Origin of the sequence: Labrenzia sp. THAF82 (genome assembly GCF_009363435.1) — a bacterium.
Lineage (GTDB): Bacteria > Pseudomonadota > Alphaproteobacteria > Rhizobiales > Stappiaceae > Roseibium > Roseibium porphyridii.
In genome coordinates this window covers 1,657,177-1,683,157 of sequence record NZ_CP045354.1, presented here as the reverse complement: position 1 = coordinate 1,683,157, position 25,981 = coordinate 1,657,177, and the positions used below count along the sequence as shown (strand labels likewise).

Genomic DNA, 25,981 nt, shown 5'->3' with positions numbered 1-25,981 from the left:
GAGGCCTCCCAGTCTCTTGTTTCTTCGCAGCTATTCTCCGCAATATTCAAAAAAGAGCGTCGCCAGCGGCGGCACGGTAATTTCGATCGAGTGTTCGCAGCCACGGGCAGCGACGGCACTTGCGATCACTTCCCCGGCATTGCCCTGATTGCTTCCGCCATAGGACTGTGCATCCGTGTTCAGGCGCTCGCTCCAGCGTCCGGCTTCAGGAACACCAATACGGTAGCCGGTCCGGGTGACCGGTGTGAAGTTCGCCACAACAAGAACCGGCACACTTCCGTCCTTGCCGTTTCGGACCCATGAGAAAACAGATTCTTCGGCGTTACCGCCGTCAATCCACCGGAACCCCTCGGCGGCACAATCGAGTTCATGAAGCGAAGGCAAGGACCGGTAGAGTGCGTTGAGATCGCGGATCAGTGCCTGAATTCCGGCATGGGCCGGATACTCAAGCAGATGCCAGTCGAGGCTTTGCTCGTGGTTCCATTCCGAAGGTTGCGCAAATTCACCGCCCATGAACAGCAGCTTCTTGCCCGGATGCCCCCACATGAAGCCGTAATAGGCTCGCAAGTTGGCGAAACGCTGCCAATCGTCGCCCGGCATGCGTCCGATCAGGGACCCTTTCCCATGGACCACCTCGTCATGACTAAGTGGCAGAACAAAGTTTTCCGAAAATGCGTAATGCAGTCCGAAGGTCATCTTGTCATGGTGATACTTCCGGTTCACCGGATCTTCTGACATGTAACGCAAGGTGTCGTTCATCCACCCCATGTTCCATTTAAATCCGAACCCAAGACCCCCGGATGACGTGGGTGCACTCACCCCTGGATATGCGGTCGACTCCTCGGCAATCGTCATGATGCCCGGGTCGGCTCCATAAACCGCTTCGTTCATCTGTTTCATGAAGGCGATGGCTTCCAGGTTTTCACGTCCTCCGTGGACGTTCGGTACCCACTCCCCTTCATTGCGCGAGTAGTCGCGATACAGCATCGAGGCCACCGCATCGACCCGAAGACCGTCGATGTGAAACTCCTCAAGCCAGTATTTCGCATTGGTAATCAGATAGTTGGAGACTTCTGTGCGCCCGTAGTTATAGACCAGCGTGTTCCAGTCCGGGTGATACCCTTCTTTGGGATCCGCATGTTCATAAAGCGCTGTACCATCGAACCGTCCGAGCCCATGGGGATCGGTTGGAAAATGTCCCGGCACCCAGTCAATGATCAGTCCCAGATCTGCCGCATGGCAGGCTTCAACAAAAGCGCGAAAATCATCCGGCGACCCAAACCGGCTTGTGGGCGCAAAAAGGCCAACCGGCTGGTATCCCCATGAACCGCCAAACGGATATTCTGAAATCGGCGTCAGTTCGATGTGGGAAAATCCAAGATCCTTCGCGTAATTGACGAGGTCTTGAGCCAGCTCGTGGTACGTTAGTGCGCGGTTCCCATCCTCAGGAACGCGCCGCCAGGATTCCAGGTGCACTTCATAAATGGAAATGGGTTTGTCGAACCGTTGCAGGTCTCCCCGCTTGTCGATCCAGTCATTGTCTTTCCATTCATACCCGCGCAGATCCCGTACGACAGACGCCGTTTTGGGCGGATGTTCCGAACCGAACCCGACCGGATCGGCCTTGAGCGGCACGAGTTCACCGGAATTGCCGATAATCTCGTATTTGTAGGCCATGCCGTCGCCGACATTGGGGATGAAAATCTCATGGACACCCGTAGCGCCGCGCCGACGCATGATATGCCTTCTTCCATCCCAGCCGTTGATGTCCGCAACGACCGAAACGCGTCGGGCATTTGGCGCCCACACCGCAAAGTGCACTCCATCAACGCCTTCGTGCGTGACAACATGAGCTCCCAGGGCCTGCCACAGCCGGCCATGCGTTCCCTCACCCAAAAGGTACTCATCCATGTCACCCAGAACCGGCCCGAATGCATAAGGATCAGTTTCTGTCCAGACGTCGCTGCCATGTGTCATGCGCAACCGGTAGGAAAACCGTTTCCGGCGGCGAGGCACTTTGGCGGCAAACAGGCTGTCCACGCCTTCAACAGGGCTTAGCTTGACCAGCGCCTTGCCTGACCCTTCTTCCAGTACCTCAATGGTTTCCGCACCGGGACGAAAACAGCGCAACACCAGATCGCCATCAATCTCATGAAGTCCGAGAACCGAAAACGGATCACCATGCTCACCGGCTGCAATGGCTCGCGCTTCCGCAAGATCGATCAGCGCGCTTTGTGTCATCCCGTCAGCTCCAATCTGACCTTTTCGGACGCGTTCACCTGCCAGATATCGCGCGCATAGCCCTTGATCGTCCTGTCGGAAGAGAACCAACCCATATTTGCGGTATTGCGCAGCGCCATGGCCGCCCAGTTCTGCGGATTGCGATACACTTCATCAACACGCCTTTGCGTATCGAAATAGCTGTCAAAATCACACGTCACGAGGAAATAATCGTGGTCATAGAGCGTGCCAATCAGACCGTGGTAGCGTGACGGGTCACTTGGAGAAAACACCCCTTCGAAAATCTGACCGAGGACACGGGTCAGACGCGGACTTGCTTCAATGGCCGCTCGAGAAAACCCATGAACATGACGCCGCTCGACCACTTCTTGAGCCGTTAATCCGAAGAGGAAGAAGTTCTCTGACCCAACGTGCTCGCGGATTTCGACATTCGCGCCGTCCAAGGTCCCGATGGTCAAGGCACCGTTCAGAGCGAACTTCATGTTGCCTGTTCCAGAAGCCTCCTTGCCGGCCGTGGAAATCTGTTCGGAGAGATCGGCTGCAGGGATCAACCGCTCGGCCATGGTCACGTTGTAGTTCGGCGGATAAACGACCTTCAGCAGATCCTTTGTCACGCGGTCATTGTTGATCACACGGGCAACATCGTTGATCAGGTGAATGATCTGCTTAGCAACATGGTAGCCGGGAGCGGCCTTACCGCCGAAGATCTTCACACGCGGTGTCCATTCGGCATTCGGCGCGTCATGCATTTCATTCCAGAGCGCGATCGTCTCCAGGATATTCATGAGCTGGCGCTTGTATTCGTGAATACGTTTGATCTGGATATCGAACATCGCCGCCGGATCGATCTGGATATCGCAGCTCTGCGCGATCCAGTCCGCCAGTTGCTCCTTGTTCTGCCGCTTGGCCGCGCTGTAAGCATCCAGAAACGTGCGATCGCCGCTCTTTTGATTGAGCGCCTTCAACTGCTCCAGATCTCCGACCCAGCCTTCGCCGATCTCCTGCGTGACCAGTTCACTCAAGGGAGCGTTGCAGGTGTGCAGCCAGCGGCGCGGTGTAATGCCATTCGTCTCGTTGACGATCCGCGTCGGATGAATGCGGTTGAGATCCGCAAAGACAGTTTCCTTGACAAGGTCGGTATGAAGTGCGGAAACGCCGTTGACCTTGTGCGCCATGATGAAGGCAAGTTCCCCCATACGCACATGGTCCTGCTCCAGAATACGCGGGCTGCCAGGGTACTTGGCCTGCTGGTCGTCCTCAATGGCGCGAATGATTTCCAGATGGCGAGGAAGAACCCGCCCCAATAGACCGATATGCCAGCGCTCCAGCGCCTCGGGAAGCAAGGTATGGTTGGTATAGCCCAGACACTGACGCGCCAGCTCGATTGCTTCGGCCATCGGGACATCATGTTCATCCACCATCAAGCGGACAAGCTCCGGACCGGCAATGGCCGGATGCGTGTCATTCAGCTGAATGGCGACGGCATTTGGAAGCTCTCGGATATTGTCATGGTCGCTCAGGAAACGGCGCAGCAGATCCATGATTGACGCTGCGGTAAAGAAATATTCCTGCTTGAGACGCAGTTCCTTGCCGGCATCCGTTGTATCGTCGGGGTAAAGCACCCGGGAAATCGTTCTTGCCAATGCTTCGGAGCGGCCTGCCGCCAGGTAGTCGCCGCGATTGAAGCTCTTTAGATCGAATTTGGCTTCAGGTTTGGCCGACCAGAGACGCAAGGTGTTGCCCCAACTGCCCTTCCAACCGATAACCGGCGTGTCATAGGCTGTTGCCAGAACCGTTTCCCACGGGTGCCAGTGCGCCTTACCTTCGTGATGTTCCACATGACCACCGAAACCGATGCGGAACTGGACTTCCGGACGTGCAAACTCCCAGGCATTGCGCTGCGACAGCCAGGTCTCAGCGGTCTCAACCTGGCTTCCATCGACGAAGTCCTGTTTGAAAAGCCCGTGCTCGTAACGGATGCCGTAGCCATAGGCGGGAATGCCAAGGGATGCGAGGGAATCCATGAAGCAGGCCGCAAGCCTGCCGAGACCGCCATTGCCAAGGGCCGCATCCGGCTCATTCAGGACGATAGCCTCATAGTCTTGCCCCAGTTCCGCTAACGCAGTCTTGGCTTCTTGAACAAGTCCAAGGTTCGCCGCTGTGTCTTCGACAAGGCGTCCGATCAGAAATTCCATCGACAGATAGTAAACGCGCTTCGCGCCGCTCTCATAGGTTTCGCGCGTGCTGCGAAACCAATGATCAACCATCCGGTCGCGCAGAGCGAGCGACAGCGCCACGCGCCAGTCGTAAACGGATGAATGCGCCGCGTCCTTGCCTTGCGAATTGCGCAGGTGTTTCAGGATTTCTTCTTTCATGTTCCGGCCTTTTGGACGTTCCCAGATCTCTTGCTTTTTGCGTCTTTCAAGACGCCGCCATCAGCCGCGACCTTATCGAAGCCCCTTTCCTTTTTCCATCGACCTGCCGAGCATAGTAATCGCTCGTGCGCGTTGCACACATTTTCTTCACATATAATTATTTCAATCGATTGATCCGGCGCGGTTCAGCCAATGGCGAACAGCAACCGCGCCCACAGAAAGAGCAGTCTCGTTCGTTCAGCGGGTGCTCTTCCAGAGGACACAAACGGTCTTAGCCCAATCCAATGAGCCTATGACACAACAGGGTGAACCTGACACCCGGGGACGCATTGGTCGCCATACCAAGGTGAATTCATAACAGCGAGGCACAGACATTTCGGGCTTTGGCGCTTCAATGCCAAAGCCCGAAAGCTGATCATCCTTGCGATCAAGACAAGCTAATGAGATTAAACCAATGCAGCCATTGGCCGAGAATTTTTCAATGGCCGCTCTATTGTCATCTGAATTCAAAAGCCTCGACGTGGATGGCCTTGCGTTTCACGCCTTCTTTTTTGAGGTCTTTCATCAATCCATCGACCATTGGTTTCGGCCCGCAGAGAAAATACTCATACTCCGTGAGTTCGTCCGGCAGCCGTTCCTTCGCTGCATCGACACGCGCAAAGTCACCTTCATCGGAAAACAGAGGATAAAGCGTAAGGTTGCTTCGGTCTGCTGCGACGGCTTCGAGCTCCTCGAGAAATATCGCTTCTTCCCTGTTGCGAGCCGCATAAGCGAAGTTGATTTCCCGATCGTCATCGGCACTCATTGCCCGCAGCTTTGAAAGGAACGGTGTAAGCCCTATACCTCCGGCGATCCAGACTTGCTTCTTGCGCTCGGTATTTGAGGCATCGAAGCGTCCATAAGGACCCCGAACGATGACTTCCCGTCCCGGCTGCAGTTCTTCGCGAACTTTACGCGTCCAGTCGCCAAGCACTTTCATGGTGAAACGCAGACGACGTTCATTCGGCGCACTTGAGATTGTGAATGGATGAGGCTCTGACCAACCTTTGCCCTGTATCTCCACAAACGCAAACTGGCCCGGTTTAAACTTCAACATGTCGCCAACAGGCTTCAGAACGACTTCAGTGGCGCGTTCCAAAGAGTTTACGGTTTCTATTGTGAAACGCATGGCGGTGCGCTTGTTCATGCCGAACATGGTGTAGATGAGCGCGATCGTGCCAATCAAGGCTGCCAAAATCAGAACGATGCCCGAAGCACTAAATCGCTCGTAGAAGATCCCGGGTGCGTTCATGAAGTGGCCGATTACCAGGATATAGACCAAAGCCATGACCTTGTGTGGATTCCGCCAGCGGGAATAACTGATCTTGCGATTGAGAGCGACAAAGAGCCCGATCACCAGCAGAACCATCGACGCCATGCCGATCTGCGCTGACGGGAATGTTGAGTTGAGGATCGGGTCAACTCCTGCCGGAAGCTCCTTGGGAATACTGAAGAAGTGCACAAGGGCAAAAACTGCGGTGAATGTGCCTGCCACACGATGAACCTGATACATTCTATCCAGTCCACCGAACATTTCCTCGAAGACTTCCAGCCGCGTCGCCAGCACCACCGAACAGGTCATCAGCAGAAAACCGATGCCTCCCAGAAGTGTCGACAAGGTGGTTCGAAGGGAGTGCTGCTCGGGCGCGAAGGCGAGATGCAACACAGCGAAAACTCCAACCAGAGCGATGATGGCATTAATGCCTTGCAGACGCAGCATGACCTTGCCTCCTTTCCGGGTTTAGTTTTTCGTGGACTGAGGGTGAATGGCAGCTTTGGCTGCCACGACAACAGAGAACCCTGAAAGATACTCCGGCTCGCTCAGCGTCTTGTCCTGATCCAGATCGGCGCGCAGGAAATCAAATTCGAGGGACTCGTCATACTCAGCTGCGGTTACCTGACTGTCCGCATTCCGATCCCAAAGCGCAAAGACCACACGCATAGCTGTTTTGAAGGCTTCGCTTTGGCCAGCGTCTTCGGCCGCGTTATGCATGCCAAAGCCCCAGTTGTAGAATTCGTCGAGCGTCAGAGCCTTGGAACTGTCATAGTCCATGGAGGAAAAAACATCGTCGCCAAAGCTCGAATACTCGCTGGGTGTCACCTTGCCATCGCCATCCTTGTCGATGGATTGAAAGGCCAGACCGGAAAGCTCTTTCCAATCATTGTCGGCAGCTGCGGTTGGCGGCACGAGCGCCAAGCAGGAAAAACATGCGATGGTTAGAATTGACCTTTTCATTTGAGGTTCCTCCAGGGTTGATGTGGTCACAGACCACTTGGCGTGATGAATCCAGTTGGTTTTTCAGAGACGTATCCGGTGCGCACCGCGCAGTAGAAACCGAGAATTCCCATGACGGTCCGGAACCAATGCATTTGTTGCCAGGTTGCTAACTCAGCAGTGCTCGCGTCCGCCCCCAGTGTTCCGCCTGCCAGCAGCGGGTTGGCCGTGCCGAAATAAGCCGGCAAGGTGGCGACCATCAGGAGGGTGGCCGTGGCAGCTGCGGCCAACCAGAATCTGGTCGGTTGCTTCTTCCAGATTGAAATCGCGGCAACAGTCATCACGGAGCCTGTCCCCAGAACGGTAAGAACAGCCATGGTGCCGCCCACGGGAAGCAGGTTTGCGCTAAAGACTTGCGCGAACTCCGCCGGATCCAGACTTCGCCAGTACGGCACAAGACCGGTAGCAATCAGGAGTGAGCCACCCGCCAAAAGACCCAGCAAGACGGCCGCAAACTGTGAAAGTGCCTTCAATGTGCTTCTCCCTCTCCCGCGTCTCGAACTGAAAACAGGACGCAATGGCTCACCCGGTGCAGCGCATCGGTTGGGCTTCGATCGATTGTCGGTAACTGCCGCTGTTCAGATCAGACCGTGAGGCCTGATCCGCCAACCTATTTCGGCTTACTCAATCGCCTTGTTGAGCTGCTTGCGAAAATCGGAAGGCGTCTGTCCGGTCCATCGTTGAAATGCTCTGCGAAAGGCTCGTTCATCTGAATACCCGAGCAGAAAGGCAATTGAACCGATGTCATTGCGGTTATCGCGCAAGAGCTCCATCGCACTGTGTTCACGGATCTTGTCGATCAAACCTTGGACTGTCGTGCCGTTTTCTGCCGCGATCCTTTGCGCTGTCCGTACACTCATGTTGGCGGCGGCGGCAACGCTGACGGCGCTGAACAAGCCAGCCCGGGCGTTTTCCGCAGCAGCGTTTCTGAGCGCTTTGAGTTCCTTTGGCTCTTTCGCAGCTTCAATTTGTTTCTTCACGCCCGAGAGGTGGGTCTGCACGTAGTTGAAAAGTTCAACATTCGCCTGCTTGATCGGCTCATCGAGTTTCTCCGGCTTCAAGATGAGGCTTATTTCGCTGGCATTGAAGTCAACTGGAACACCGAAGTAGTCGACATAATGCTGCACATCGCAATTGGGTTCGTGCGAAAAAGTTATGCGCTTGAAGCAGTCAGATAGTCCAAGAAACTCTGAAAAAAGGCGTGCAATCGACGCAGAGCCTATTTCTGCTGAACGGCCATTGTCGATGTGGTTCATGGGATGACTGGATACTATTTTGCTTCCGAAGAATTTTCTTGGAATGCCAGCTCCAATTGATCCGAAATGACAGAACAGTTCTTTGTCAGAAGTTTTATGGCCGTGCGAAGATCATCAGCGAACCGGGCCCCCTCTGCCAATCCTCCAAAAAACGAGAATGGAGCGGCCCGCGCAATATCGAGGGTAATCGGTTCATTTGGAAAGCGCTCGCCAAGCAGCAACATTATTCTTGGCGTGACATCTTCCGGCGGACGGGCAATTGGGTTCATCAATATGTTGCATGAGATACCCGCTGCATCCTGAACTTCAGAAATTGTCAACGCGCGCGAGAGTGCCGAAGCGACAACGGTCATGACCGTTCCATTGCTCACGGTCGTCATGATTGAGCCTCCGCAGACCTTGTCCAGGGCAAAGTGCGACGCAGTCCAGAATGTCGTTGAACTGCATTAAACTCTTCAAACCTGCTGTCTTTTGGAAAAAGGCGTTTCATCTCAACTCACTGGTCAATGACTGTTGAGATAAACATGAATGCATGAAGTTCGGTTTTACAGGACCATTTCTGCCAAATGCCGGACAATTCTCGCCAATGTGGGTCAATCCGCGCCAGCATGCAGGGGAATTGCACTCCCTATTTGTTCTAGCGCTCAATCGGAAATGGATCAGGCTGACCATGAACGGTTCAGTCCCAAAACGTGTTTCCGTGACTGTAGTCACAGAAAGAAAAAAACAAATATCTGAATATTAAACCCTGGGGAAGAGTTGATACTTTAGAAGGATTTTACCAATGCCAAGATATTCTCAAGTTTCTATCAGACAGTTCAAGGATAAAACAAAGCCTGAATTCGACGATAATTTTAATTTTGCTTCAGACATCGGAGGAGAAAATGAAGATGACGCTTCTTCTTCATTCGACAATTTCGAATTCGCTTCCGAAGAGAAGGGCTCATCGGAGGATACCATTCCGACAGAAACTGTTACATTCAACTATGAGGAGATCAAGGTAACTTATCGCGAAGACGCGGTTCTTGATTTCGCGTTGACGGGAGACGACGACTTTGCGCCGGGAGCGACCGACGACTTTCTTTTCTGATCGAGAACAGGAAACGGTCGGCCTCAACTGTTTGAGGGCGGCCGGCCGCCTATGCAGCGCTGGATTTTCGGGCCGCATCGAAAAGCACCATTTGCATTAAAACGCAGCCCTGAGTTGGCTTCAGGAAAACGCTCAAAGAACAAGGGCACGAAGCGTGCAATAGCGGCGCTCCATCGAGAATCACCACTCACGATAAAGCGTTGGAATGCCGCTTCACGAATTTGCGGCAACAGCGTGACCGCTCTGAATTTAAAGTGTATCAACAAAACGCACACGATTTTCCGCTATTGCACCGCAACAGGGAAAATTGAAAAAGTACTTGTGATTCAACAATAAAAGTCCCGTTTCAATTAAAAATTTTAACACTTCCAGCATAAACTATATGGAGCGGCATAGTAAAAGTTCGCGACAAATTGACACGATAAGTCATAAACCTTATCAAGAAAAAATGATTGAACGAGATATAAAAATTGTAGAAACCGCCTTGCAGCTGTTTGCGCACTACGGTGTCAAGAAGACAACGATGAGTGAAATCGCAAACGCCGCCGGGGTGGCACGTCAATCTCTCTACAATGCTTATGATGGCAAGGAAGACCTGATTTACGGCGCACTGGAGCATCGCGCACGCGTCTCGGCGTCTTCAATTGTTGCAGAATGCTCGGATCTGGAAAGTGTCGGAGAGCGTCTGGACGTTGCTTTCAAATATCTCGTTCTGAAACCCTGCGAAATCATGCTGCAGGTGCCCCACCGAGAAGAGATTTTGCAGGTGGTTGAGAGTTTTGAGAACGAGAAGAAGAATAAAATTATCCAGCTTTACAACAATGTTATCATGGAAACGCTGAGCCCATTTGAGCACAAGACCCGGCTGGGTCAGGTCAGCTTCGCGGAACTCTGTAATTTTATCAGGTTTTCATTCGACCAAATGAAGAAAAACGTGGTCGACCTTGAGCAGTTGCACCATACCTATTCGCCGTTGAAAAAATTGCTCGAAAACAGCGTAGATGCTTAGTTTGCCTAAATTGTAATATCGGCAGATTCTTTTCCCCAAATTCTCAGCACAAAGTGACAAGGCCGTTCTATGGGGGCGGCCCGGCAGGGTGGAACCTGCCGGGCCGAGGACTGACTAGAGGTCATAGAGGTCAAAGACCGCTGTCAGTGAGCTCGCGTCAAATCAGAACGTCCGCTGCAGGCGAACACCGAAGAGGAGTTCGTCAACATCGGAACCTGCGTCCGGATCAACATTGGCATAACCAACATCAGCACCCAGGATGAAGCCAGAGACCGGCTCCCACTGTACGGAACCATCGATCGCCCAACGGGAGAAGTCGGTGAAGCCGTTAGCCTGGTCGACGTCCATGTAAGAACCGTCGAGTGCAAGACCGATAGTGGAAGTTGCCTGGACATATGCACCAGCTGACAGGGAGTAACCTTCGGAAGTACCGCCGGTCGCACCGAAGTCAGACACGGTCACGCCACCTTCAGTGCTGCCTGCACCGATGTAGGACAGAGCGCCGTCAGCATAGAAACCCTGGAAGTAGATGTTCGAACCGGAGTTGATCATCGGCAGGTTGAACACGACGCCACCGCCGATTGCCCAACCGAGCTCATCGTCAGCACCGTTGTTGGTTCCGCCAGTCTGGTGAGCAGCAGCTGTGCTCGGGTAGACCTGGTGCAGAGCACCGGAAAGCTGTGCAGAACCCCAGCCCTGGGAAACTGCGAGAGCAGCAACGACGTCCGGCATGCGGGTGCCGCCATAATCGCCAACCTGACGGCCAGCCTGATCTTCAAGAGCGATCGTAGCGGAGAAACCGTTGCCGAAAGCTGCAGTGTAAGCGATCTGGTTGATGGTCTCATCGGACCAGTCACGATCAACAACACCAATGAAGGACTGACCGGTGAAGATGTCGAAGTTCGAAGCGAGGTAACCAGCTGTCAGTCCGCCCCACTGAATGTAGGTAGAACCGAAGTCGAAGGTTTCAGTATCGTTGTCTACGCGCTGAGACAGCTCAACATAGGCACGCAGAGTACCGAACTCAGTTGCGGTACGAGCGTCGAGGTACAGGTAACCCTGTGTACGCCAGGAGTAACCGTCAGAATCGCGAGTGCCCCATGCACCATCATCGAGAACGTTGTTCACGATGAACTGGGTACGAACACGGCCACCAACACGCAGGCAGGTTTCTGTGCCCGGGATGTAGTAGAAGCGTGCGCCGTATGCGTCACAGATACGAACGTAGTCGACCGGCTCCGGAGCAACCGGAAGATCGGCAGCCTGAGCGGTGGCAGCAGTAGCAACTGCAGCAGCGCCGAGCATCATGCCCTTAAAGAGTTTCATAGTGTTCTCCAATTTCTAAACTGCGTAGCAACCAAACGAACCGCAGAAATTAAGCCAATTTCTAATTTTTACTTAAGTTTACACGAATCATTCGATTCTAAACTTAGATCGATTGCCTGCTCGCATGATAAAAACTGATTTCCCCTCTCAATAGCAAGCCTAGAAATCACTACGAATGAACATTCGAAACCCAAGTAGCATTTTTGCAACATATTGTTTCTAAACAAATATTTAGATTTCAACACGAGAAGCCCCGGCCGATTTCCAACCGGAGATGCGAGTAGTTAATTACTTATTGGGAGAAAGTATTTCTCCAAACGAGTGGCGAGTGCAGGTTATTGCGTTTGCAACCACACATAGCTTGCTCGTGCTGCACATTTAGACTCTAAGAGTCTTTTTGTCAAATTGTCTCTTTGTAAATTTGTCAATAATGCAACTTTGTCGCACGCAGACTAGGGGTTGTGGTTTTGTCGGATTTGATTCGGTGAAGGGCTCAAGAGCAAAACCCAAGCGATTGAGCCCCAGGCAAATCAGCGACCAATTCGCCATTTCAGGACGCGTTGTTGAATTTTCAGACTTCTGACGTCTGTTTGAGCCAGTTCAGGATCACTCCGGTTGTTTCAACCGGCATTTCCTGCTGCAACCAATGACCTGCATCCAGGCAGACAACGTCGACCTTAGGCACGAAGTCGCTCAAATTGGGAGACTTCGGCACGAGATCTCGATCCCCATAAATCATGAGAGCGGGGTGCTGGATGATGGGATTGACCTTCTCCAGCAAATGCCAATTGCGATCAAGGTTGCGGTACCAATTGATACTGTTCGTAAACCCTGAAGCTTCAAAGGCAGAATCAAATACGGACAGTTCAAGATCGCTCATGAGCGGTTCCCCGACAGGGACTTTTGCCCTGGCCAGGTTGATCATCATCATCCCCGGCTCTGGAGCCATCTTCGGCTCGTTCTTTCGAAACAAATTCGTCAGGAATTGATGACGGTTTTCGTCCAGGATCGCATCCGCTACGCCGGGGCGACGATTGAAATGCACCATATAGTGATCACTTCCCAGAAAGCCTTCGATGAAGTCTATCCATGGGATTTTTCCACGTTGCTGATATGGCAAGCTGAGCGCAACGACTTTTTCAACGCGATCGGGGTGCAGCATAGCCGTGCTCCAGACAACATTTGCACCCCAGTCATGACCGACGAAAACTGCCGTCTCATATGCGAAATGATCTAGAAGCGCGACGAGGTCGCCCGTCAGTTGTTCGATATCATAGGCGGTCACATCTTTTGGCCGCGAGGAATTGCCATAGCCGCGCTGGTTGGGAACAATGACATGGTAGCCCGCAGCGGCCAATGCAGGCATCTGAAACCGCCAGGAAAAGGCATGTTCCGGCCAGCCGTGGCACAGCACAATCGGCCTTCCCACATTGTTCTGTCCGCACTCAAAGACCTCCAATTCAATGCCGTTGACCGAAATCATTGTTGGTTTGGGAAAGTCGGCCGGATCATACATTTATCTGCCCTTCTGGAAATGAGATGAGAACAGGTGCAACCCGGGGTGACGCCGTGTTCTGGATCAGGTGTGTCGAGGCGGGTGTCACAAGTGCGAAAAGTCCTTGCTGACGCCCGTAAGTGGTGCTTAAGGTCAAACAGTGCCAAATTCTGGCACCTTTAAGGGCTTGTCTTGCCAAATGAATATTCGCCTCAGACAAGACGCCATCGTGCGCAGCCTTCGACGCTGCGGCACATCGACGATATCTGCACTCGCCGCAGAGGTTGGCGCTTCCAGGCGGACGGTTCTGCGTGACATCAGTGCGCTACGCGACCAGGGCTTCGTCATTCATGCCGAGCCGGGCCGAGGTGGCGGGTTGCAGCTTGATCCGCAATCGGTTCAAACGGCGCCGCGCCTCTCGGTCATCGAGGTCTTTGCGCTGCTGATCAGCGTTGCCTCGATGCGGGCAGCCGGATATCTGCCTTTTTCAAAGCTCGCGGATGCGGGGCTTGCAAAAATCGAGAAAGCTCTACCGTCAGACAAGGTTCGAGACTTAAGACGTTTCCTGGATTGCCTGTATGTGGGAGAGCTCGCACCTCAGGTCGATCTGTCCACTATGGGAACAATGGATCCAGCCCTGCTTCCTGCATTTGAAACAGCATTTCTTGCGCGTTTGCATCTGCGTTTCAGCTATCGCGACGCAAAAGGTGAAACAAGCCGCCGATATGTCGAACCGCAGGCAATGTTGATACTGCCACCGTTGTGGTATCTGGTCGCCTGGGACCCCGCACGAAATGACTTCCGACACTTCCGCATGGACCGGATCAGCAAACCGGTCTGCGTTGAAGGCGCAACCTTCAGAAGACGGAACATCGTTTTCCAGGATGGCGTGAGGCCTGTAAAGCAGATCCGGAACTGAATTCCTCAACAGGAACTGACCAATGACGGGCCGGCAGCGAGCGTAAAACTCAGGTTGATCTTTTGACCTGACATCTCGGCAACCGCTCAAACAGAGTTCGAGCACTCGGGTCGCGACGGGATTACCATCATTCAGGTGGTTTCGCCGACATGCAACTGAGTCTCCAGCTTGTCTGTCAGCTTCTCCGTTTGGGCCTCCGGCGGCGCAGATATCCAGGTTGCAGCTGCAACACCAATTTCATATCTCGGCGTTTGTGTTGTCGTAATCTTCAGGGGCAACGCAGACAGGAACCCAAGACCATTGAAGCCTGCGATAGCGACCTCGCCTGGCACGTCGATACCTTCAGACATGCAGTGCATCAGACCGCCTGCTGCAAGGTCATCATTTGCATAGTAAATTGCGTCCGGGCGATCGGATTGTGTCAGAATATCCTGCGTCAGATGTCTGCCGACCACCATTGAAGAAGCTTCCGTGGAAGTGCGTTGCGCAATCAATTGTCCGCCGCCTTCCCGAATACATGCTGCAAAAGCTTCAAAGCGTTTCGTCGCCCGCAGGTCATGTCCGGCCTGACTGGCGACATAGCCGAACGATCTGTAACCGCGCTCAAGCAGATGAGACGCCATATCCCGTCCAGCTTCAGTGTGCGAAACTCCAAAGCAAGCAGACATCGGCTCACCGTCGATATCCATGATCTCGGCAACCCTGACACCGGTTTGCTCAACAATGCGCCTAACCGCCTCACTGTGCTCAAGACCGGCCAGGATCAGGCCACGTGGACGCCATGACAAAAGGTCGAAGACGAGCTCCTCTTCAGCTGCCTGCGTGTACTCCGACACGCCGAAAACCGGTCTCAATCCCGCTGTGCTCAGCGTATCGCTTATTCCGGAAAGAACTTCCGTAAAGACACGGTTTTGCAGTGTCGGCACCACAACGCCAACAAGCGGATTGTCATAGGCCGCGATACCGCCCGCCAACCGATTATGGACGTAACCGATTTCCCGCGCAGCGTTGTTTACCTGTTCGCGAACATTTCTCGAGATGTATCCTGCGCCGCGCATAACCCTGGAGACGGTCATCTGACTGACACCTGCCACACGCGCGACATCGTGCATCGTCGGCTGGTCTTTTCTGGATTTGCTGCTGCGCCTTGTGGCCATCGAAGTCTCTATAATTCAACGACTTTCATTTTTTTCTTGACGAATGTTTACATAAACACAATACCTATATCAATGTGTGTTTACGTAAACACATTGGGATTGCAGAAGTTCAATCCGACCTGTTGGTCATTTGGGAGGAAAAGATGAAGAACCTACTTTTGAGCGCGACATTTTTGCTCGCCGGTGTTGGAACAGCACTCGCAGACACTTATCGACCCGAGTGTTTTGTCCCAGCTCCGGAAACATCCACGATTTCCTATGATGCAAAGGAAGGCCCCTACAAGTTGGCCTTCGTGAACGGCTTTGCAGGCAATGACTGGCGCATTCAGGCAATCCAGTCCGCAAAGGCCTGGGCTGATCGTCCGGAAAATGCGGGTAAAATCGACACGTTCTCCATCGTGTCTGTCGGAAACGACAGTGCTGCCCAGATTGCAGCGATCGACAATTTTATTGCTGCCGGATACGACGCCATTACCTTCATCGCAGTCAATCCGACCGCTTTCGAACCGGTAATCCGGCGCGCTGAACGTGCCGGCACGATCCTCGTCCCGTTCGATAACGTGCTCGACACGGACAAGGTGGTGCAGGTCAACGAAAGCCAGAAGGAACTGGGCGCACTGAAAGCGCAGACGGTTATGGACATTCTTGGCGGCAAAGCTGAGAAAATCCTGATGGTGAATGGTCTGCCTGGCAACGCGACCGACCGGGATCGCCGCCTCGGCATGATGAGTGTTCTGGAAAAGGTCGACGGATTGGAAATCGTCGAGGTTGTCGGCAATTGGGACACCGGCACGAGCCAAAAAGTGGCTGCCGATGCGCTCGCGACACACGGTCAATTCGATGCTGTCGTCTCTCAGCATGGGTCTGCTGGAACCATCAACGCGCTGCAATCCGCCGGACATCCGATTGTCCCCATGGGTGTCGACGGTGAAAACGGCGTTCGCATGTTGATGGACGAGCTGGATATTCCCGGTGTATCGGCAAGCCAGGCACCTGCGATGTCGGCAATTGCTCTTGAAGCCGCGGTCGCTCTCCTGGAAGGCAACGAACTGCCGCAGACAATCTACCTGCCGATTCCTCAGGTCAAAGCTGACGAATTGGAGGCTGGTGTGAACTATTTCCCTGATCTGCCGAAAAGCTTCAATACCGGCACCGGCTATGCGGAATGTTTCCCGCCCTTCAGCCCAGAAGAAATTTCCGGACAAAATCCAAGCAATACATAATTCACAAATGGTCCGGCGGCACCATCGCGTGCCGCTGGACAACTTGGAAATTTTCAATGACAGACCCCGACAAGCCCCTGCTGCGGATGCAGGACATTTCGATGCACTTTGGTGCGACGAAGGCATTGAACAACGTCGATTTCGCCTGCAAGCCGTCCGAGATACATGCAATTCTCGGTGAAAATGGTGCAGGCAAATCGACACTTATGAAGCTCATCTCCGGTGTGCTGCAGCCAACCGAAGGCCGCATCATTCTGGATGGCCAGGACGTCCGGCTGACGACACCGCGCGTTGCCCAGAACCACGGGCTCGTATGCATGTTCCAGGAACTGTCTCTCGTTCCTGATCTGACCGTGCGGGAAAACTTGCTTCTTGGTGCGCCGGGAAGCGGCCTTGGATGGCTCCGTTCAGAAGCGCTGGTCAAGGCCCGAGACGTTTTGGACCGGATTGATGGCGGTCATATTAAGATGTCCGCCCGCGTGTCCGATCTGACGCTACCATCTCGGCAACAGGTGGAAATTGCCAAGGCGCTCATGCGCAAACCAAGATTGCTTATCCTGGATGAAGCGACTTCGGCACTGAATGCATCGGTTGTGACGAAGGTCTTCGACTTGATCCGCGCAGAGCGAGACCAGGGGACAAGTGTCCTTTTCATCTCCCATAGATTTCACGAGATTGAAGCCCTGGCCGATAGGATTTCCGTGTTTCGAAACGGGAAACGCGTCGAGACATTCGACAATGGAGATCATTCCTATAACGAAATCATCAACATGATGGTTGGACAGAGGATTGAGGAACTGTTTCCACCCAAACCCCCCGCACGCACAGATGCACAGGAAGTGCTGAAGGTTGAGAATTTTTCTTGGGACGGACGCGTTACGGATATCAGCCTGACGGTTCACGAAGGAGAAATCGTCGGGCTGGGCGGTCTTGATGGCCAAGGGCAAGGAGCGTTCCTGATGGGCCTCTTCGGCCTGCTAAGGACTGCCGAAGGCAAGGTCACAGTGGCTGGAAAACCCGTTTCCGTTACAAGTCCCAAGGCCGCGAAGCAGCCGGATATCGCATTGGCATTCATTCCTGAAGACCGGAAAACCGAGGGTTTGATTCAGGAACAGAGTATTTTGGAAAACCTGCAGCTGGCTGCAATCGGGTTGAAGGACCTGGACGCCTCAAACCCGGGGCTTTACCAGGATACGCTTGAACGTCTTGAACTCAAACATGGCGGCCTGGAACTGCCGGTTTCGTCGCTTTCCGGCGGCAATCAGCAGAAGGTTGTGTTGGCGAAATGGTTGGCGCTCAAACCGCGGTGCCTCCTGCTCGCAGATCCGACACGCGGCATTGACGTGAAAACCAAGACACAGATTTACGGCATGTTGCGCCGCCTCGCCGATCAGGGCACTGCAATCCTTCTTCTCAGCACGGACTATGAAGAACTCATCCAGCTTTGCGACGAGACCCACATTTTCTACGCCGGCCAGCTGGTCAGCTCCATGAGCGGGGAGGACATGACCGCACAAAACATCATCGCGGCTTCGCTGAACGTTTCCGAAAAACGCAAGGTGGCTCATGCTTGACTACATTCGAGCCAACCGGCGTGAAGTCATAGCCGCAGTCGTCCTGCTGGTGCTTCTGTCGCTCTACCTGGGAACGCATCCTCGAGGGGCTTCCACCTATGTAATGACGATCTGGGCGAACCAGTGCCTGATCCTTGGTTTCGCGGCGATTGCCCAGTTTTTTGCCGTTGTTGTGCGAGGGATTGACCTGTCGGTTGGGGCGGTAATAGCGCTCACCAACACATTGGCCTCGCACCTGCTAGACGGATCGGCGGGAGCCATTGGATTCGGTGTCGTTGCCGTACTCGCAGCCGGTGCACTTTGCGGGCTCCTGAATGGTCTCATCATCGTCTTCGGCCGCATACAGCCGATTGTTGTCACGCTGGCAACGGCATCTATTTTTGTCGGCGGTGCCCTCATGCTCAGACCAACCCCCGGCGGTGCAGTCAACTATGATCTGGCAGATGCTCTGACACTCGACATCGCCGGCATTCCGACCGCGTTGATCATTTCCGGACTGCTGGTCTTTGCGTTCTGGTTACCCTTTCGCAGAACCGGGCTCGGGCTTGGGCTCTATGCGCTGGGGTCATCTGAGCAAGCAGCGTTTCAATCCGGCATCAACACACGCCTCATTCGCATCGCCGCTTTCACGCTTGCCGGTCTCTTCGGTGGAGCCGCAGGGCTTTACTACAGCTTTGTCACGACAACCGGTGATGCTGGAATTGCCGCAAACTTCACATTGAATTCCATTGCTGCCGTCGTGTTGGGCGGGGTGCTTTTGCGAGGCGGGGTCGGGTCTCTCATTGGGGCGTTGGCAGGCGCTTTCATATTGAAAACAATCGCTTCGCTGATGTTCTTTTCCGGCATTCCATCGTTGGCGCAACCCCTGTTTGAAGGGCTCATTCTGGCAGCTGCTATCGCGATTGGCGGCGCAGATGTCCTTCGTACACGCAACAGGTTGGAGGTCTTTGGCCGATGAGCCGCACAATCACCCCTGACAGCATGATGCCCTATTTCGGGACCGTGGTGCTCATCTTGGCGGGAAGCTTGTACTTTCCGCAAATATTGACCTTCGACTATTTGAGTCAGCAGCTTCAAATCGCTGCATTTCTCGGTCTGCTCGCAACTGGTGCGACGATCGTCATCTTGCTCGGGCATATCGATCTTTCAGTACCATGGGTCCTGACCGGCGCGGCAATTCTGTCCACGGCCTTGGTTGGGTCCGGCAATCCCGTCCTGACCGCACTGGCAGTACCGGCCGCGCTTGCCTTCGGAGCGCTGATTGGTGTCATCAATGGCATTGGCGTTGCCATTTTGCGCATTCCATCGATGGTCTGGACGCTGGCTGTCAATTCCATTTTGCTTGGTCTTGCGGTGCTCAATACCGGCGGCTTCAATCCGAAAGGCGAAGCCAGTCAGCTCATGGTTTCCTTGGCATCAGGCGACGTACTCGGCCTGCCCGTCAGCTTCCTCACCTGGATGGCTGTCAGCCTCGCAATCGTTGTCTTCCTGACCAGAACGCCGTTTGGCCGATACCTACGCTCAATCGGTTACAACGAAAAAGCGACATTCCTGTCCGGTGTCTCAACGCCAAGCGTTGTCTTCGCGGCATTCGCGCTTGCTGGTATGTGTTCCGCATTGGGCGGTGTCCTGCTCGCCGGCTATGCGAACCAGGCATACCAGTCGATGGGAGATCCGTTTCTTCTGCCGACGATTGCTGCAGTCGTAATTGGCGGAACATCTATTCTCGGCGGGCGCGGCGGACTTTTCGGCACAATCGGCGGCGCGTTGTTCATAACGTTGCTGACATCGATACTCTCCGTGATGCAGATCGGAGACGCCTGGCGGAGCATCGTCTTCGGAGTGATCATCCTTGCCATGCTTTTGTTCCAGACAATGAGAAAAGGTGCACGATCATGAAGCCCGGCTATGTCACGGTCGATGCGCGTTTCGAAAGTTTTGTCGACACATCAAGTGAACCCGAAATGATCGCAGAGGGCTGCACCTGGACGGAAGGACCCGTCTGGCTTTCTGATGGTCTCTTTTTCAATGATATTCCGGGCAAACGCATGTTGCGATGGACGGAAGAAAATGGCCTCTCGATCGCACTTACAAACAGCGAATTTGCGAATGGCAATACGTTGGACTTGGCAGGCTACATGGTGTCCTGCGAACATGGCGGGCGACGGGTTGTCAGGCGGCAGGACCCTTACGATCTGAACTCTGTGGAGACAATCGCCGATAGTTTTGAAGGCAACCGGCTGAATTCGCCAAATGATGTCGTCGTTCGCTCGGACGGCTCGGTTTGGTTCACCGACCCACCCTACGGCATAAACTCGGATGTCGAAGGATACCCGGCCGAAAGTGAGCTTGGCGGTTGCCACGTATATTGCGTTTCGACCGACGGAGCGATCCATGTGGTCGCAACCGATTTCGACAAACCGAACGGCTTGGCCTTTTCACCCGATGAGACAAAACTCTATGTCGCCGATTCTGGCGCTATTCGTGGCGCGAGCTTTCCTGGGATCGACTACAATTTGCCTCATCACATCAGGGTCTTCGACGTCGACGGGCCAAACTTGAGCAACAGTCGTGTATTTGCCGTGATTGCGCCTGGCATTCCTGACGGGTTCCGCGTTGATCATCAAGGTTTCGTCTGGACTTCGGCTCTTGATGGCATTCATTGCCTTTCGCCCGAAGGCGCTCTGATCGGCAAGATCGTTCTGCCCGCGCAGACATCCAATATATGTTTCGGCGGACGAGACGGCATGACAATGTTTATCACGTCCTCCGACAAGGTTTACCGGGTCCGCAGCAGCCGCAGGGATGCCGCCCAAGTGCTGCGTGAAAAGACTGGGAGGCCCTCATGACCCGGCCGGTGAAAGTCGCCGTCGTCGGCCTCGGGTCCATGGGCTTTGGCATGGCCCGATCATGTGTTCGCCAGGGATATCAGGTCTTCGGCTCCGACATTGTTACTGAACGCATGGACAGTTTACGAAATGAAGGTGGCGCAGCCGAGACTGTCGATGCTGTCGCGGCGTCACTAGATGCGGTCGTCGCCGTGGTTCTGAATGCTGATCAAACCGAAACCATTCTGTTTGGTGAAACGGGAATTGTTCCGAAATTGAAGCCTGGTGCCGTGGTTGTCGCCTGCGCGACAGTGCCTCCCGATTTTGCAAGGAGCATGGAAACACGCTGCCAGGATCACGGTGTTCATTATCTTGATGCGCCGGTATCCGGCGGATCGGTCAAGGCAGGTGAAGGCAAGCTCTCCATAATGGCAGCCGGCACACCAGAAGCGTTTACCGCCGCCCAACCGGTGCTGGAGGCCACAGCTGAAACCGTGTTCAAACTCGGAGACACAGCCGGCTCCGGATCAGCGATGAAAGCGGTCAACCAGCTCCTGGCAGGTGTGCACATTGCAGCCATGGCCGAAGCCCTGACTTTCGGCATGACACAAGGCATCGATCCGCAGAAATTCATCAACGTCATCAGCAGATGCGCCGGCACAAGCTGGATGCTTGAAAATCGGGCTCCGCACGTGGTTGCGGGCGACTACACACCACACAGCCAAACCGTCATCTGGCCCAAGGATCTTGGCATTGTACTGGAGGCAGCAAAGGGCTCAGGGCTTGAAGCGCCGATTACGGAAGCAGCTCTACGGCAATACAACAAGGCAGTTGAGATGGGTCTGGGGCATGAAGACGACGCAGCCATAACCAAAGTCTATGCCCGTAGTGCCGGTTTGCAGTTGCCGGGGGAAGGCTGATGCGGCTGGGATGCATAGGGGACGACTTCACCGGCTCAAGCGATCTGGCCAACACGCTCGCGAAACAGGGCATGCGGGTGACGCAGTATTCAGGCACACCTCGGACCGATGCTGCAGAGACCGTTGACGCAGGTGTCGTTGCGCTCAAAAGCCGATCGATCGATCCTGGCGATGCCGTCGCGCAATCCCTTGAAGCTCTGGATTGGCTGAAGTCGCAGGGCTGCGAGCAGTTTTTCTTCAAATATTGCTCAACCTTCGATTCGACACCGGAAGGCAATATCGGTCCTGTGGCGGATGCACTTGCTGAAGCACTCGACGCACAAAAAGTGATTGTCTGTCCTGCGTTTCCTGGAACTGGACGTTCCGTCTACCAAGGTCATCTGTTCGTCAAGGATACGCTCTTGAGCGAATCTGGAATGCAGACGCATCCCCTGACACCAATGACAGATCCTGACATCCGGCGTTGGCTGACACGGCAATCGCGTTTTTCTGTCGGCCATGTTGCCGCACAGCACGTACAAAGCGGCACTGATGCCATACGCCAATGTATTGAAAGTGAGCACCATTCAGGCAAGCGGTTGATCGTGATCGATGCCATCCGGGACGAGGACCTCATTGAAATAGGCAAAACGGCAAAGGACTTGCGACTTGTCACCGGAGGCTCCGGGGTCGCACTTGGGCTGCCAGCAAACTTCGGCTGCACGCCCTCGCTGGTTCCGTGGACTCCTCAGCCAGGAAAATCCATTGTTCTTTCCGGTTCCTGTTCACTGGCCACACGCCGGCAAGTGAAGGCACATATCGCGCAACATCCATCGCGGGAGGTCAACGCGGCAGAGGTAATCGAAGGACACTTGACCGCCGAAGAGACGGCTGACTGGCTGCTTGGCAGTGAAGGCATTCCGATGGCTTTCAGTTCGGCAGATCCTGACATTGTTGCCGATATCCAGGCCACCTACGGTCGAGAGCGTTCGGCAGCTGCGTTGGAAACCTTTTTTTCCGACGTTGCCAAGGTCGCGCGTGCAGGCGGTGCAACGCGGATCATCACAGCTGGCGGAGAGACTTCAGGTGCAATTGTGGAAGGCCTCGGATTGGAAACACTGGAAATTGGCCCTGAAATCGATCCTGGCGTTCCGGCGCTAAGGGCGGGGCCTGACCTGGTGGTCGCGCTGAAGTCCGGCAATTTCGGCGCTGAGGACTTTTTTGAAAAAGCGGACCGGATGCTCAAAGGATGAGTGAGGCAGCCTTAAGGGAACAGATGTGCCTTCTCGCCCGCTCTCTTTTCGAGCGCGGCCTGACCCACGGGTCCACCGGCAATATTTCCGCACTGACCGAAGATGGTGGTCTCCTGGTGTCCCCGACCGGAACAAGTTTCGGTCGTCTCGATCCGGCTCGACTGAGCAAATTCAATGACAAGGGAAAGCACATTGAAGGTGATCGTCCAACTAAGGAAATGCCACTGCACACGGCGTTCTACGACACGCGCTCGACTGCAGGCGCCGTAGTGCACCTGCATTCCTGTCACTCCGTTGCCCTTTCCATGTTGCCCGATGTTGATCCGGAAAACTTTCTGCCAACGCTGACGCCATACGCCATCATGCAACTCGGCAGGGTAAAACTTCTGCCGGTTTTCGTACCGGGTGATCCCGCGATGGGCGAGGCTGTCCGGGGACTGGCAGGCAAACGCAGCGCAGTCATGTTGGCCAATCACGGTCCTGTCGTTGCGGCAAAAGACGTGGAAGCTGCATGCAATGCAATAGAGGAGCTTGAAGCAACCGCGAGGCTGACACTACTACTGCGTGGAGAACAGCCAATCCCCCTCAACAAGGAACAAATTCATGCAGTCGTTTCCAAGTTCGATGTGGAGTGGGATGAGTGACTAGCTTCTCGGCAAATCTCGGCTTCTTGTGGGCCGACCGCTCCCTGCCAGCGGCAATCCGGGCAGCCAGGGCGCACGATTTCGATGCCGTTGAATGCCATTGGCCTTATGAGACACCAGTGCTCGATTTAAAGGCGGCACTTGAGGAAACGGGGCTCAAGATGCTCGGCCTGAATACAAGGCGCGGTGATGTCTCGAAAGGAGAAAACGGTCTTGCTGCGCTTCCTGAAAGGGAAGATGAAGCTCGGGCAGCAATTGACGAAGCAATCGATTATGCGAACCGCACCGATACCGCTGCGATCCACGTAATGGCCGGGAAAGCGAGCGGACCAAAAGCGCAAGCCACCTTTTTGAAGAACCTTGACTATGCGGTGACACGCACCAGCCGAACCATCCTGATCGAACCGTTAAACCGGCATGACGCACCGGGATACTTCTTGACGAACACCACGCAGGCAAGGGACATCATCACCAAGCTCGCCGCCCCGAACCTGAAACTCATGTTCGACTGCTATCATGTCGCACGCAACGAAGGCGACGTACTTTTCCGGTTGCAGGACCTCTTGCCTATTGTCGGTCATATTCAGATTGCATCGGTCCCTGATCGCCGAGCACCAGATCACGGCGAGCTGCACTATCCGACCGTATTTTCCAAGATTGCTGACCTCGGCTGGAAGAAACCAATCGGTGCTGAATACAAACCGGTGAGTGCCACAGAAGAGGGCCTCGACTGGATGAATAGCCATCTTTGTTAGGCACCGAAGCCGCTTTGGTCCACTTTCTCATTCGCAGCAGTGAAAGCGGAAGTCCGGTATTGGCCGATACTCGCACCAGGACCGTTCTGTCCCACGTATCCTCTTTGTCACCGTTTGCGTGACAGCTTCAAAAGATCAAGTGCTCGTCGAGGGAAACTCGACCCGTCCGACCATGGGAAGCTTCAAGGAGAAATCCTTGACGTCTATTCCGTAAGTCAGGCCAAAGAGATTTAACTCAATCCCCTCCTCCCAGGCGACCAAAAGCCCAAAAAGGCCCAGGACGGACAGTTGATATCCTGTGCCGCTTGGAGCTTTGTCCCAAAGTCCGCTCTGCAGGAAATCCTTGCCGACAGCCGTCGGAGGTAAATCCAGTCTCAGCTCCGGAACCACTCTGCCCAAATGAGCAATGAACGTGTTTGAGTTTGGACCGGGCCAGACGGTATAGCGGTCATCAAATTGGTAGCTGCGTATGGTCTTCAAAAGCCGAGGGATCGCAGCCTCGGCCTCTCCACCATGAAGTTCCGCGATCAGGCGCGGCGCTGATCCGAACCAGCGACTGTCCGGGGCACGGCTCGAAGAGGATACGGCTTTCCCGCCATAACGCACTCTCCAACCTGTCACCTCATAGGTGGTGAAGTGCGCCGCGTCCCGGTCCTTGATGGAGATCCAGCTATGAACGCCGAAATAACCGCGCCAGCTGAAAGCCCTGGCGGAATAAACCTGAATGATGGCTTGCCGTTCTGAAAGCGGATCGGGCGCAACGCCAAGCGGCGCCCTGCTCGCACTGCTCCAATGTGCGGAAGTTGTTTGCACACCCGAAAAAACAACAAAGAGGGCTAGACCAAGATTAAAAAGCAGAAAGCCTGAAATCCAGATGAAGATCCGACGCATCGATTGTCCAACAAATCCTGTTTGACCGGTCGAGAGGAAGATCTAGTCCCTTTGAGGCCGTTGTCCATAGAACCGGTCGAGCGAAGCTCTCATTCAATCTTGGCGGTTCGATTTTGTAAAATCACGAAGCCTAAAGGATGCGTCAGGTGAGCGCTCGAATATCAAGCTTTGGCATCAGCCGCATGGAATTTGGCTTTGTGAAGTTGCCCGAGTGTTTCTTCGACAGTCTTGCGCCTTGGGCTCATCAAAACGAACAGCGGACCGAACCTCGGTCACCGCCTGACAAAAGCAGTCGCCTCGATTTCTATGACAGCCTCGTCTTCAATGAGGTCTTTGACGACGAGCATCGACATGGCCGGAAAGTGCTTGCCGAACACACGACGGTAAACCTCGCCAACCTCTCTTTGTTTTGCCAGATATTCAGTCTTGTCCTTGATGAACCATGTCAGACGCCCAATGTCGGAAATCTCGCCGCCTGCTGCCTCGACGATGTCAGCAATGTTGGTGAGCGCCTGTTCCATCTGGGGCAAAAATCCACCGGGAGCAAAGCGCTTGTCCTTGTCCCAGCCAATCTGTCCGCCGATATGAAGCGTTCCGTCCGGCATCAGCATCCCGTTCGCATAACCGAGCGCTTTCGCCCAGCCTTCCGGATGAATGACTTCGGGTTTCATTGGCAGCTCTCCATGATGCATTGCTTGTGCTCGCCTTCAGGTGCATGCCCTCTGGCAACGC

General features: G+C 54.3%; 25 protein-coding genes. 13 read left to right on the top strand and 12 right to left on the bottom strand.

The genetic code is table 11. The annotated features are described in order from the left end of the window. Window positions 1-30: 30 nt before the first annotated feature. The 7 genes from glgB to FIV00_RS07955 form a co-directional block, all read right to left on the bottom strand. Window positions 31-2,241, bottom strand: coding sequence for a 1,4-alpha-glucan branching protein GlgB (gene glgB / locus FIV00_RS07985; RefSeq protein WP_152500248.1), 2,211 nt, complete (start codon window positions 2,239-2,241; stop codon window positions 31-33). Next, the gene (locus FIV00_RS07980) at window positions 2,238-4,616 is read right to left on the bottom strand and encodes a glycogen/starch/alpha-glucan phosphorylase (protein ID WP_152500247.1); all 2,379 of its coding nucleotides are present in this window, start codon (window positions 4,614-4,616) and stop codon (window positions 2,238-2,240) included. The genes glgB and FIV00_RS07980 overlap by 4 nt, the downstream gene beginning before the upstream one ends. Window positions 4,617-5,112: 496 nt before the next feature. After that, a complete protein-coding gene (locus tag FIV00_RS07975; RefSeq protein WP_152500246.1) occupies window positions 5,113-6,375 on the bottom strand; it encodes a ferric reductase-like transmembrane domain-containing protein in 1,263 nt (420 codons plus the stop codon). A 21-nt stretch (window positions 6,376-6,396) separates the two neighbouring features. Then, window positions 6,397-6,891 carry an EF-hand domain-containing protein gene (locus FIV00_RS07970; RefSeq protein ID WP_152500245.1) on the bottom strand — a complete coding sequence of 165 codons (495 nt, stop codon included), beginning with the start codon at window positions 6,889-6,891 and terminating at the stop codon, window positions 6,397-6,399. 26 nt (window positions 6,892-6,917) lie between these two features. Further along, a complete protein-coding gene (locus FIV00_RS07965) occupies window positions 6,918-7,403 on the bottom strand; it encodes a DUF1772 domain-containing protein (protein ID WP_173005912.1) in 486 nt (161 codons plus the stop codon). 147 nt (window positions 7,404-7,550) lie between these two features. Then, window positions 7,551-8,186, bottom strand: coding sequence for an AraC family transcriptional regulator (locus FIV00_RS07960; RefSeq protein ID WP_152500243.1), 636 nt, complete (start codon window positions 8,184-8,186; stop codon window positions 7,551-7,553). Window positions 8,187-8,200: 14 nt separating this feature from the next. Continuing rightward, window positions 8,201-8,566 (bottom strand): hypothetical protein, encoded by a 366-nt coding sequence (locus tag FIV00_RS07955; protein WP_152500242.1) that lies wholly within the window; start codon window positions 8,564-8,566, stop codon window positions 8,201-8,203. Window positions 8,567-8,970: 404 nt separating this feature from the next. On the opposite strand from FIV00_RS07955, the gene FIV00_RS07950 reads away from it, so the two are divergent. The 3 genes from FIV00_RS07950 to FIV00_RS07940 are packed head-to-tail and all read left to right on the top strand — an operon-like array spanning window position 8,971 to window position 10,285. Beyond that, window positions 8,971-9,276, top strand: coding sequence for a hypothetical protein (locus tag FIV00_RS07950; RefSeq protein WP_152500241.1), 306 nt, complete (start codon window positions 8,971-8,973; stop codon window positions 9,274-9,276). A gap of 51 nt (window positions 9,277-9,327) precedes the next feature. Further along, window positions 9,328-9,612, top strand: coding sequence for a hypothetical protein (locus FIV00_RS07945; protein WP_152500240.1), 285 nt, complete (start codon window positions 9,328-9,330; stop codon window positions 9,610-9,612). A 46-nt stretch (window positions 9,613-9,658) separates the two neighbouring features. Continuing rightward, window positions 9,659-10,285 (top strand): TetR/AcrR family transcriptional regulator, encoded by a 627-nt coding sequence (locus tag FIV00_RS07940; RefSeq protein ID WP_152500239.1) that lies wholly within the window; start codon window positions 9,659-9,661, stop codon window positions 10,283-10,285. A 162-nt stretch (window positions 10,286-10,447) separates the two neighbouring features. On the opposite strand, the gene FIV00_RS07935 is transcribed toward FIV00_RS07940, so the two are convergent. Next, a complete protein-coding gene (locus FIV00_RS07935) occupies window positions 10,448-11,611 on the bottom strand; it encodes a porin (protein ID WP_152500238.1) in 1,164 nt (387 codons plus the stop codon). Between the two features lie 571 nt (window positions 11,612-12,182). Further along, window positions 12,183-13,127, bottom strand: a complete 945-nt coding sequence (locus FIV00_RS07930) for an alpha/beta fold hydrolase (RefSeq protein ID WP_152500237.1) — start codon at window positions 13,125-13,127, stop codon at window positions 12,183-12,185. 178 nt (window positions 13,128-13,305) lie between these two features. Here FIV00_RS07930 and FIV00_RS07925 point away from each other — a divergent pair, with 178 nt between their 5' ends. After that, window positions 13,306-14,025, top strand: coding sequence for a YafY family protein (locus tag FIV00_RS07925; RefSeq protein WP_152500236.1), 720 nt, complete (start codon window positions 13,306-13,308; stop codon window positions 14,023-14,025). 131 nt (window positions 14,026-14,156) lie between these two features. Here the strand turns inward: FIV00_RS07925 and FIV00_RS07920 are convergent, their stop codons facing one another. Continuing rightward, window positions 14,157-15,182, bottom strand: a complete 1,026-nt coding sequence (locus FIV00_RS07920) for a LacI family DNA-binding transcriptional regulator (RefSeq protein ID WP_152500235.1) — start codon at window positions 15,180-15,182, stop codon at window positions 14,157-14,159. 143 nt (window positions 15,183-15,325) lie between these two features. Here FIV00_RS07920 and FIV00_RS07915 point away from each other — a divergent pair, with 143 nt between their 5' ends. The 9 genes from FIV00_RS07915 to FIV00_RS07880 are packed head-to-tail and all read left to right on the top strand — an operon-like array spanning window position 15,326 to window position 24,358. Then, window positions 15,326-16,405, top strand: a complete 1,080-nt coding sequence (locus FIV00_RS07915) for a sugar ABC transporter substrate-binding protein (RefSeq protein WP_152500234.1) — start codon at window positions 15,326-15,328, stop codon at window positions 16,403-16,405. 56 nt (window positions 16,406-16,461) lie between these two features. Beyond that, on the top strand, window positions 16,462-17,979 hold the full coding sequence (locus FIV00_RS07910; protein ID WP_152500233.1) for a sugar ABC transporter ATP-binding protein: 1,518 nt from the start codon (window positions 16,462-16,464) through the stop codon (window positions 17,977-17,979). After that, window positions 17,972-18,937 carry an ABC transporter permease gene (locus FIV00_RS30265; protein ID WP_247649357.1) on the top strand — a complete coding sequence of 322 codons (966 nt, stop codon included), beginning with the start codon at window positions 17,972-17,974 and terminating at the stop codon, window positions 18,935-18,937. Before FIV00_RS07910 ends, FIV00_RS30265 begins: the two co-directional genes overlap by 8 nt. Then, complete coding sequence (locus FIV00_RS07905) at window positions 18,934-19,878, top strand: ABC transporter permease (RefSeq protein ID WP_247649356.1); 945 nt, start codon at window positions 18,934-18,936, stop codon at window positions 19,876-19,878. The genes FIV00_RS30265 and FIV00_RS07905 overlap by 4 nt, the downstream gene beginning before the upstream one ends. Then, on the top strand, window positions 19,875-20,828 hold the full coding sequence (locus FIV00_RS07900) for an SMP-30/gluconolactonase/LRE family protein (RefSeq protein ID WP_152500232.1): 954 nt from the start codon (window positions 19,875-19,877) through the stop codon (window positions 20,826-20,828). Before FIV00_RS07905 ends, FIV00_RS07900 begins: the two co-directional genes overlap by 4 nt. Before the next feature lie 8 nt (window positions 20,829-20,836). Further along, the gene (ltnD, locus tag FIV00_RS07895; protein WP_152504163.1) at window positions 20,837-21,727 is read left to right on the top strand and encodes an L-threonate dehydrogenase; all 891 of its coding nucleotides are present in this window, start codon (window positions 20,837-20,839) and stop codon (window positions 21,725-21,727) included. After that, a complete protein-coding gene (gene otnK / locus FIV00_RS07890; RefSeq protein WP_152500231.1) occupies window positions 21,727-22,959 on the top strand; it encodes a 3-oxo-tetronate kinase in 1,233 nt (410 codons plus the stop codon). Before ltnD ends, otnK begins: the two co-directional genes overlap by 1 nt. Next, window positions 22,956-23,603 carry an aldolase gene (locus FIV00_RS07885; protein ID WP_152500230.1) on the top strand — a complete coding sequence of 216 codons (648 nt, stop codon included), beginning with the start codon at window positions 22,956-22,958 and terminating at the stop codon, window positions 23,601-23,603. Before otnK ends, FIV00_RS07885 begins: the two co-directional genes overlap by 4 nt. Next, window positions 23,600-24,358, top strand: a complete 759-nt coding sequence (locus tag FIV00_RS07880; RefSeq protein ID WP_152500229.1) for a hydroxypyruvate isomerase family protein — start codon at window positions 23,600-23,602, stop codon at window positions 24,356-24,358. Before FIV00_RS07885 ends, FIV00_RS07880 begins: the two co-directional genes overlap by 4 nt. Window positions 24,359-24,493: 135 nt before the next feature. Here the strand turns inward: FIV00_RS07880 and FIV00_RS07875 are convergent, their stop codons facing one another. After that, window positions 24,494-25,249, bottom strand: a complete 756-nt coding sequence (locus FIV00_RS07875) for a DUF3750 domain-containing protein (RefSeq protein WP_152500228.1) — start codon at window positions 25,247-25,249, stop codon at window positions 24,494-24,496. Window positions 25,250-25,521: 272 nt separating this feature from the next. After that, window positions 25,522-25,920, bottom strand: a complete 399-nt coding sequence (locus FIV00_RS07870; protein WP_152500227.1) for a RidA family protein — start codon at window positions 25,918-25,920, stop codon at window positions 25,522-25,524. Window positions 25,921-25,981 lie beyond the last annotated feature (61 nt).

Bases quoted from the DNA above. Each gene is read 5' to 3' on its own strand.
- glgB (WP_152500248.1), bottom strand. From the start codon at position 2,241: ATGACACAAAGCGCGCTGATCGATCTTGCGGAAGCGCGAGCCATTGCA.
- FIV00_RS07980 (WP_152500247.1), bottom strand. From the start codon at position 4,616: ATGAAAGAAGAAATCCTGAAACACCTGCGCAATTCGCAAGGCAAGGAC.
- FIV00_RS07975 (WP_152500246.1), bottom strand. From the start codon at position 6,375: ATGCTGCGTCTGCAAGGCATTAATGCCATCATCGCTCTGGTTGGAGTT.
- FIV00_RS07970 (WP_152500245.1), bottom strand. From the start codon at position 6,891: ATGAAAAGGTCAATTCTAACCATCGCATGTTTTTCCTGCTTGGCGCTC.
- FIV00_RS07960 (WP_152500243.1), bottom strand. From the start codon at position 8,186: ATGAACCACATCGACAATGGCCGTTCAGCAGAAATAGGCTCTGCGTCG.
- FIV00_RS07955 (WP_152500242.1), bottom strand. From the start codon at position 8,566: ATGACGACCGTGAGCAATGGAACGGTCATGACCGTTGTCGCTTCGGCA.
- FIV00_RS07950 (WP_152500241.1), top strand. From the start codon at position 8,971: ATGCCAAGATATTCTCAAGTTTCTATCAGACAGTTCAAGGATAAAACA.
- FIV00_RS07945 (WP_152500240.1), top strand. From the start codon at position 9,328: ATGCAGCGCTGGATTTTCGGGCCGCATCGAAAAGCACCATTTGCATTA.
- FIV00_RS07940 (WP_152500239.1), top strand. From the start codon at position 9,659: ATGGAGCGGCATAGTAAAAGTTCGCGACAAATTGACACGATAAGTCAT.
- FIV00_RS07935 (WP_152500238.1), bottom strand. From the start codon at position 11,611: ATGAAACTCTTTAAGGGCATGATGCTCGGCGCTGCTGCAGTTGCTACT.
- FIV00_RS07930 (WP_152500237.1), bottom strand. From the start codon at position 13,127: ATGTATGATCCGGCCGACTTTCCCAAACCAACAATGATTTCGGTCAAC.
- FIV00_RS07925 (WP_152500236.1), top strand. From the start codon at position 13,306: ATGAATATTCGCCTCAGACAAGACGCCATCGTGCGCAGCCTTCGACGC.
- FIV00_RS07920 (WP_152500235.1), bottom strand. From the start codon at position 15,182: ATGGCCACAAGGCGCAGCAGCAAATCCAGAAAAGACCAGCCGACGATG.
- FIV00_RS07915 (WP_152500234.1), top strand. From the start codon at position 15,326: ATGAAGAACCTACTTTTGAGCGCGACATTTTTGCTCGCCGGTGTTGGA.
- FIV00_RS07910 (WP_152500233.1), top strand. From the start codon at position 16,462: ATGACAGACCCCGACAAGCCCCTGCTGCGGATGCAGGACATTTCGATG.
- FIV00_RS30265 (WP_247649357.1), top strand. From the start codon at position 17,972: ATGCTTGACTACATTCGAGCCAACCGGCGTGAAGTCATAGCCGCAGTC.
- FIV00_RS07905 (WP_247649356.1), top strand. From the start codon at position 18,934: ATGAGCCGCACAATCACCCCTGACAGCATGATGCCCTATTTCGGGACC.
- FIV00_RS07900 (WP_152500232.1), top strand. From the start codon at position 19,875: ATGAAGCCCGGCTATGTCACGGTCGATGCGCGTTTCGAAAGTTTTGTC.
- otnK (WP_152500231.1), top strand. From the start codon at position 21,727: ATGCGGCTGGGATGCATAGGGGACGACTTCACCGGCTCAAGCGATCTG.
- FIV00_RS07885 (WP_152500230.1), top strand. From the start codon at position 22,956: ATGAGTGAGGCAGCCTTAAGGGAACAGATGTGCCTTCTCGCCCGCTCT.
- FIV00_RS07875 (WP_152500228.1), bottom strand. From the start codon at position 25,249: ATGCGTCGGATCTTCATCTGGATTTCAGGCTTTCTGCTTTTTAATCTT.
- FIV00_RS07870 (WP_152500227.1), bottom strand. From the start codon at position 25,920: ATGAAACCCGAAGTCATTCATCCGGAAGGCTGGGCGAAAGCGCTCGGT.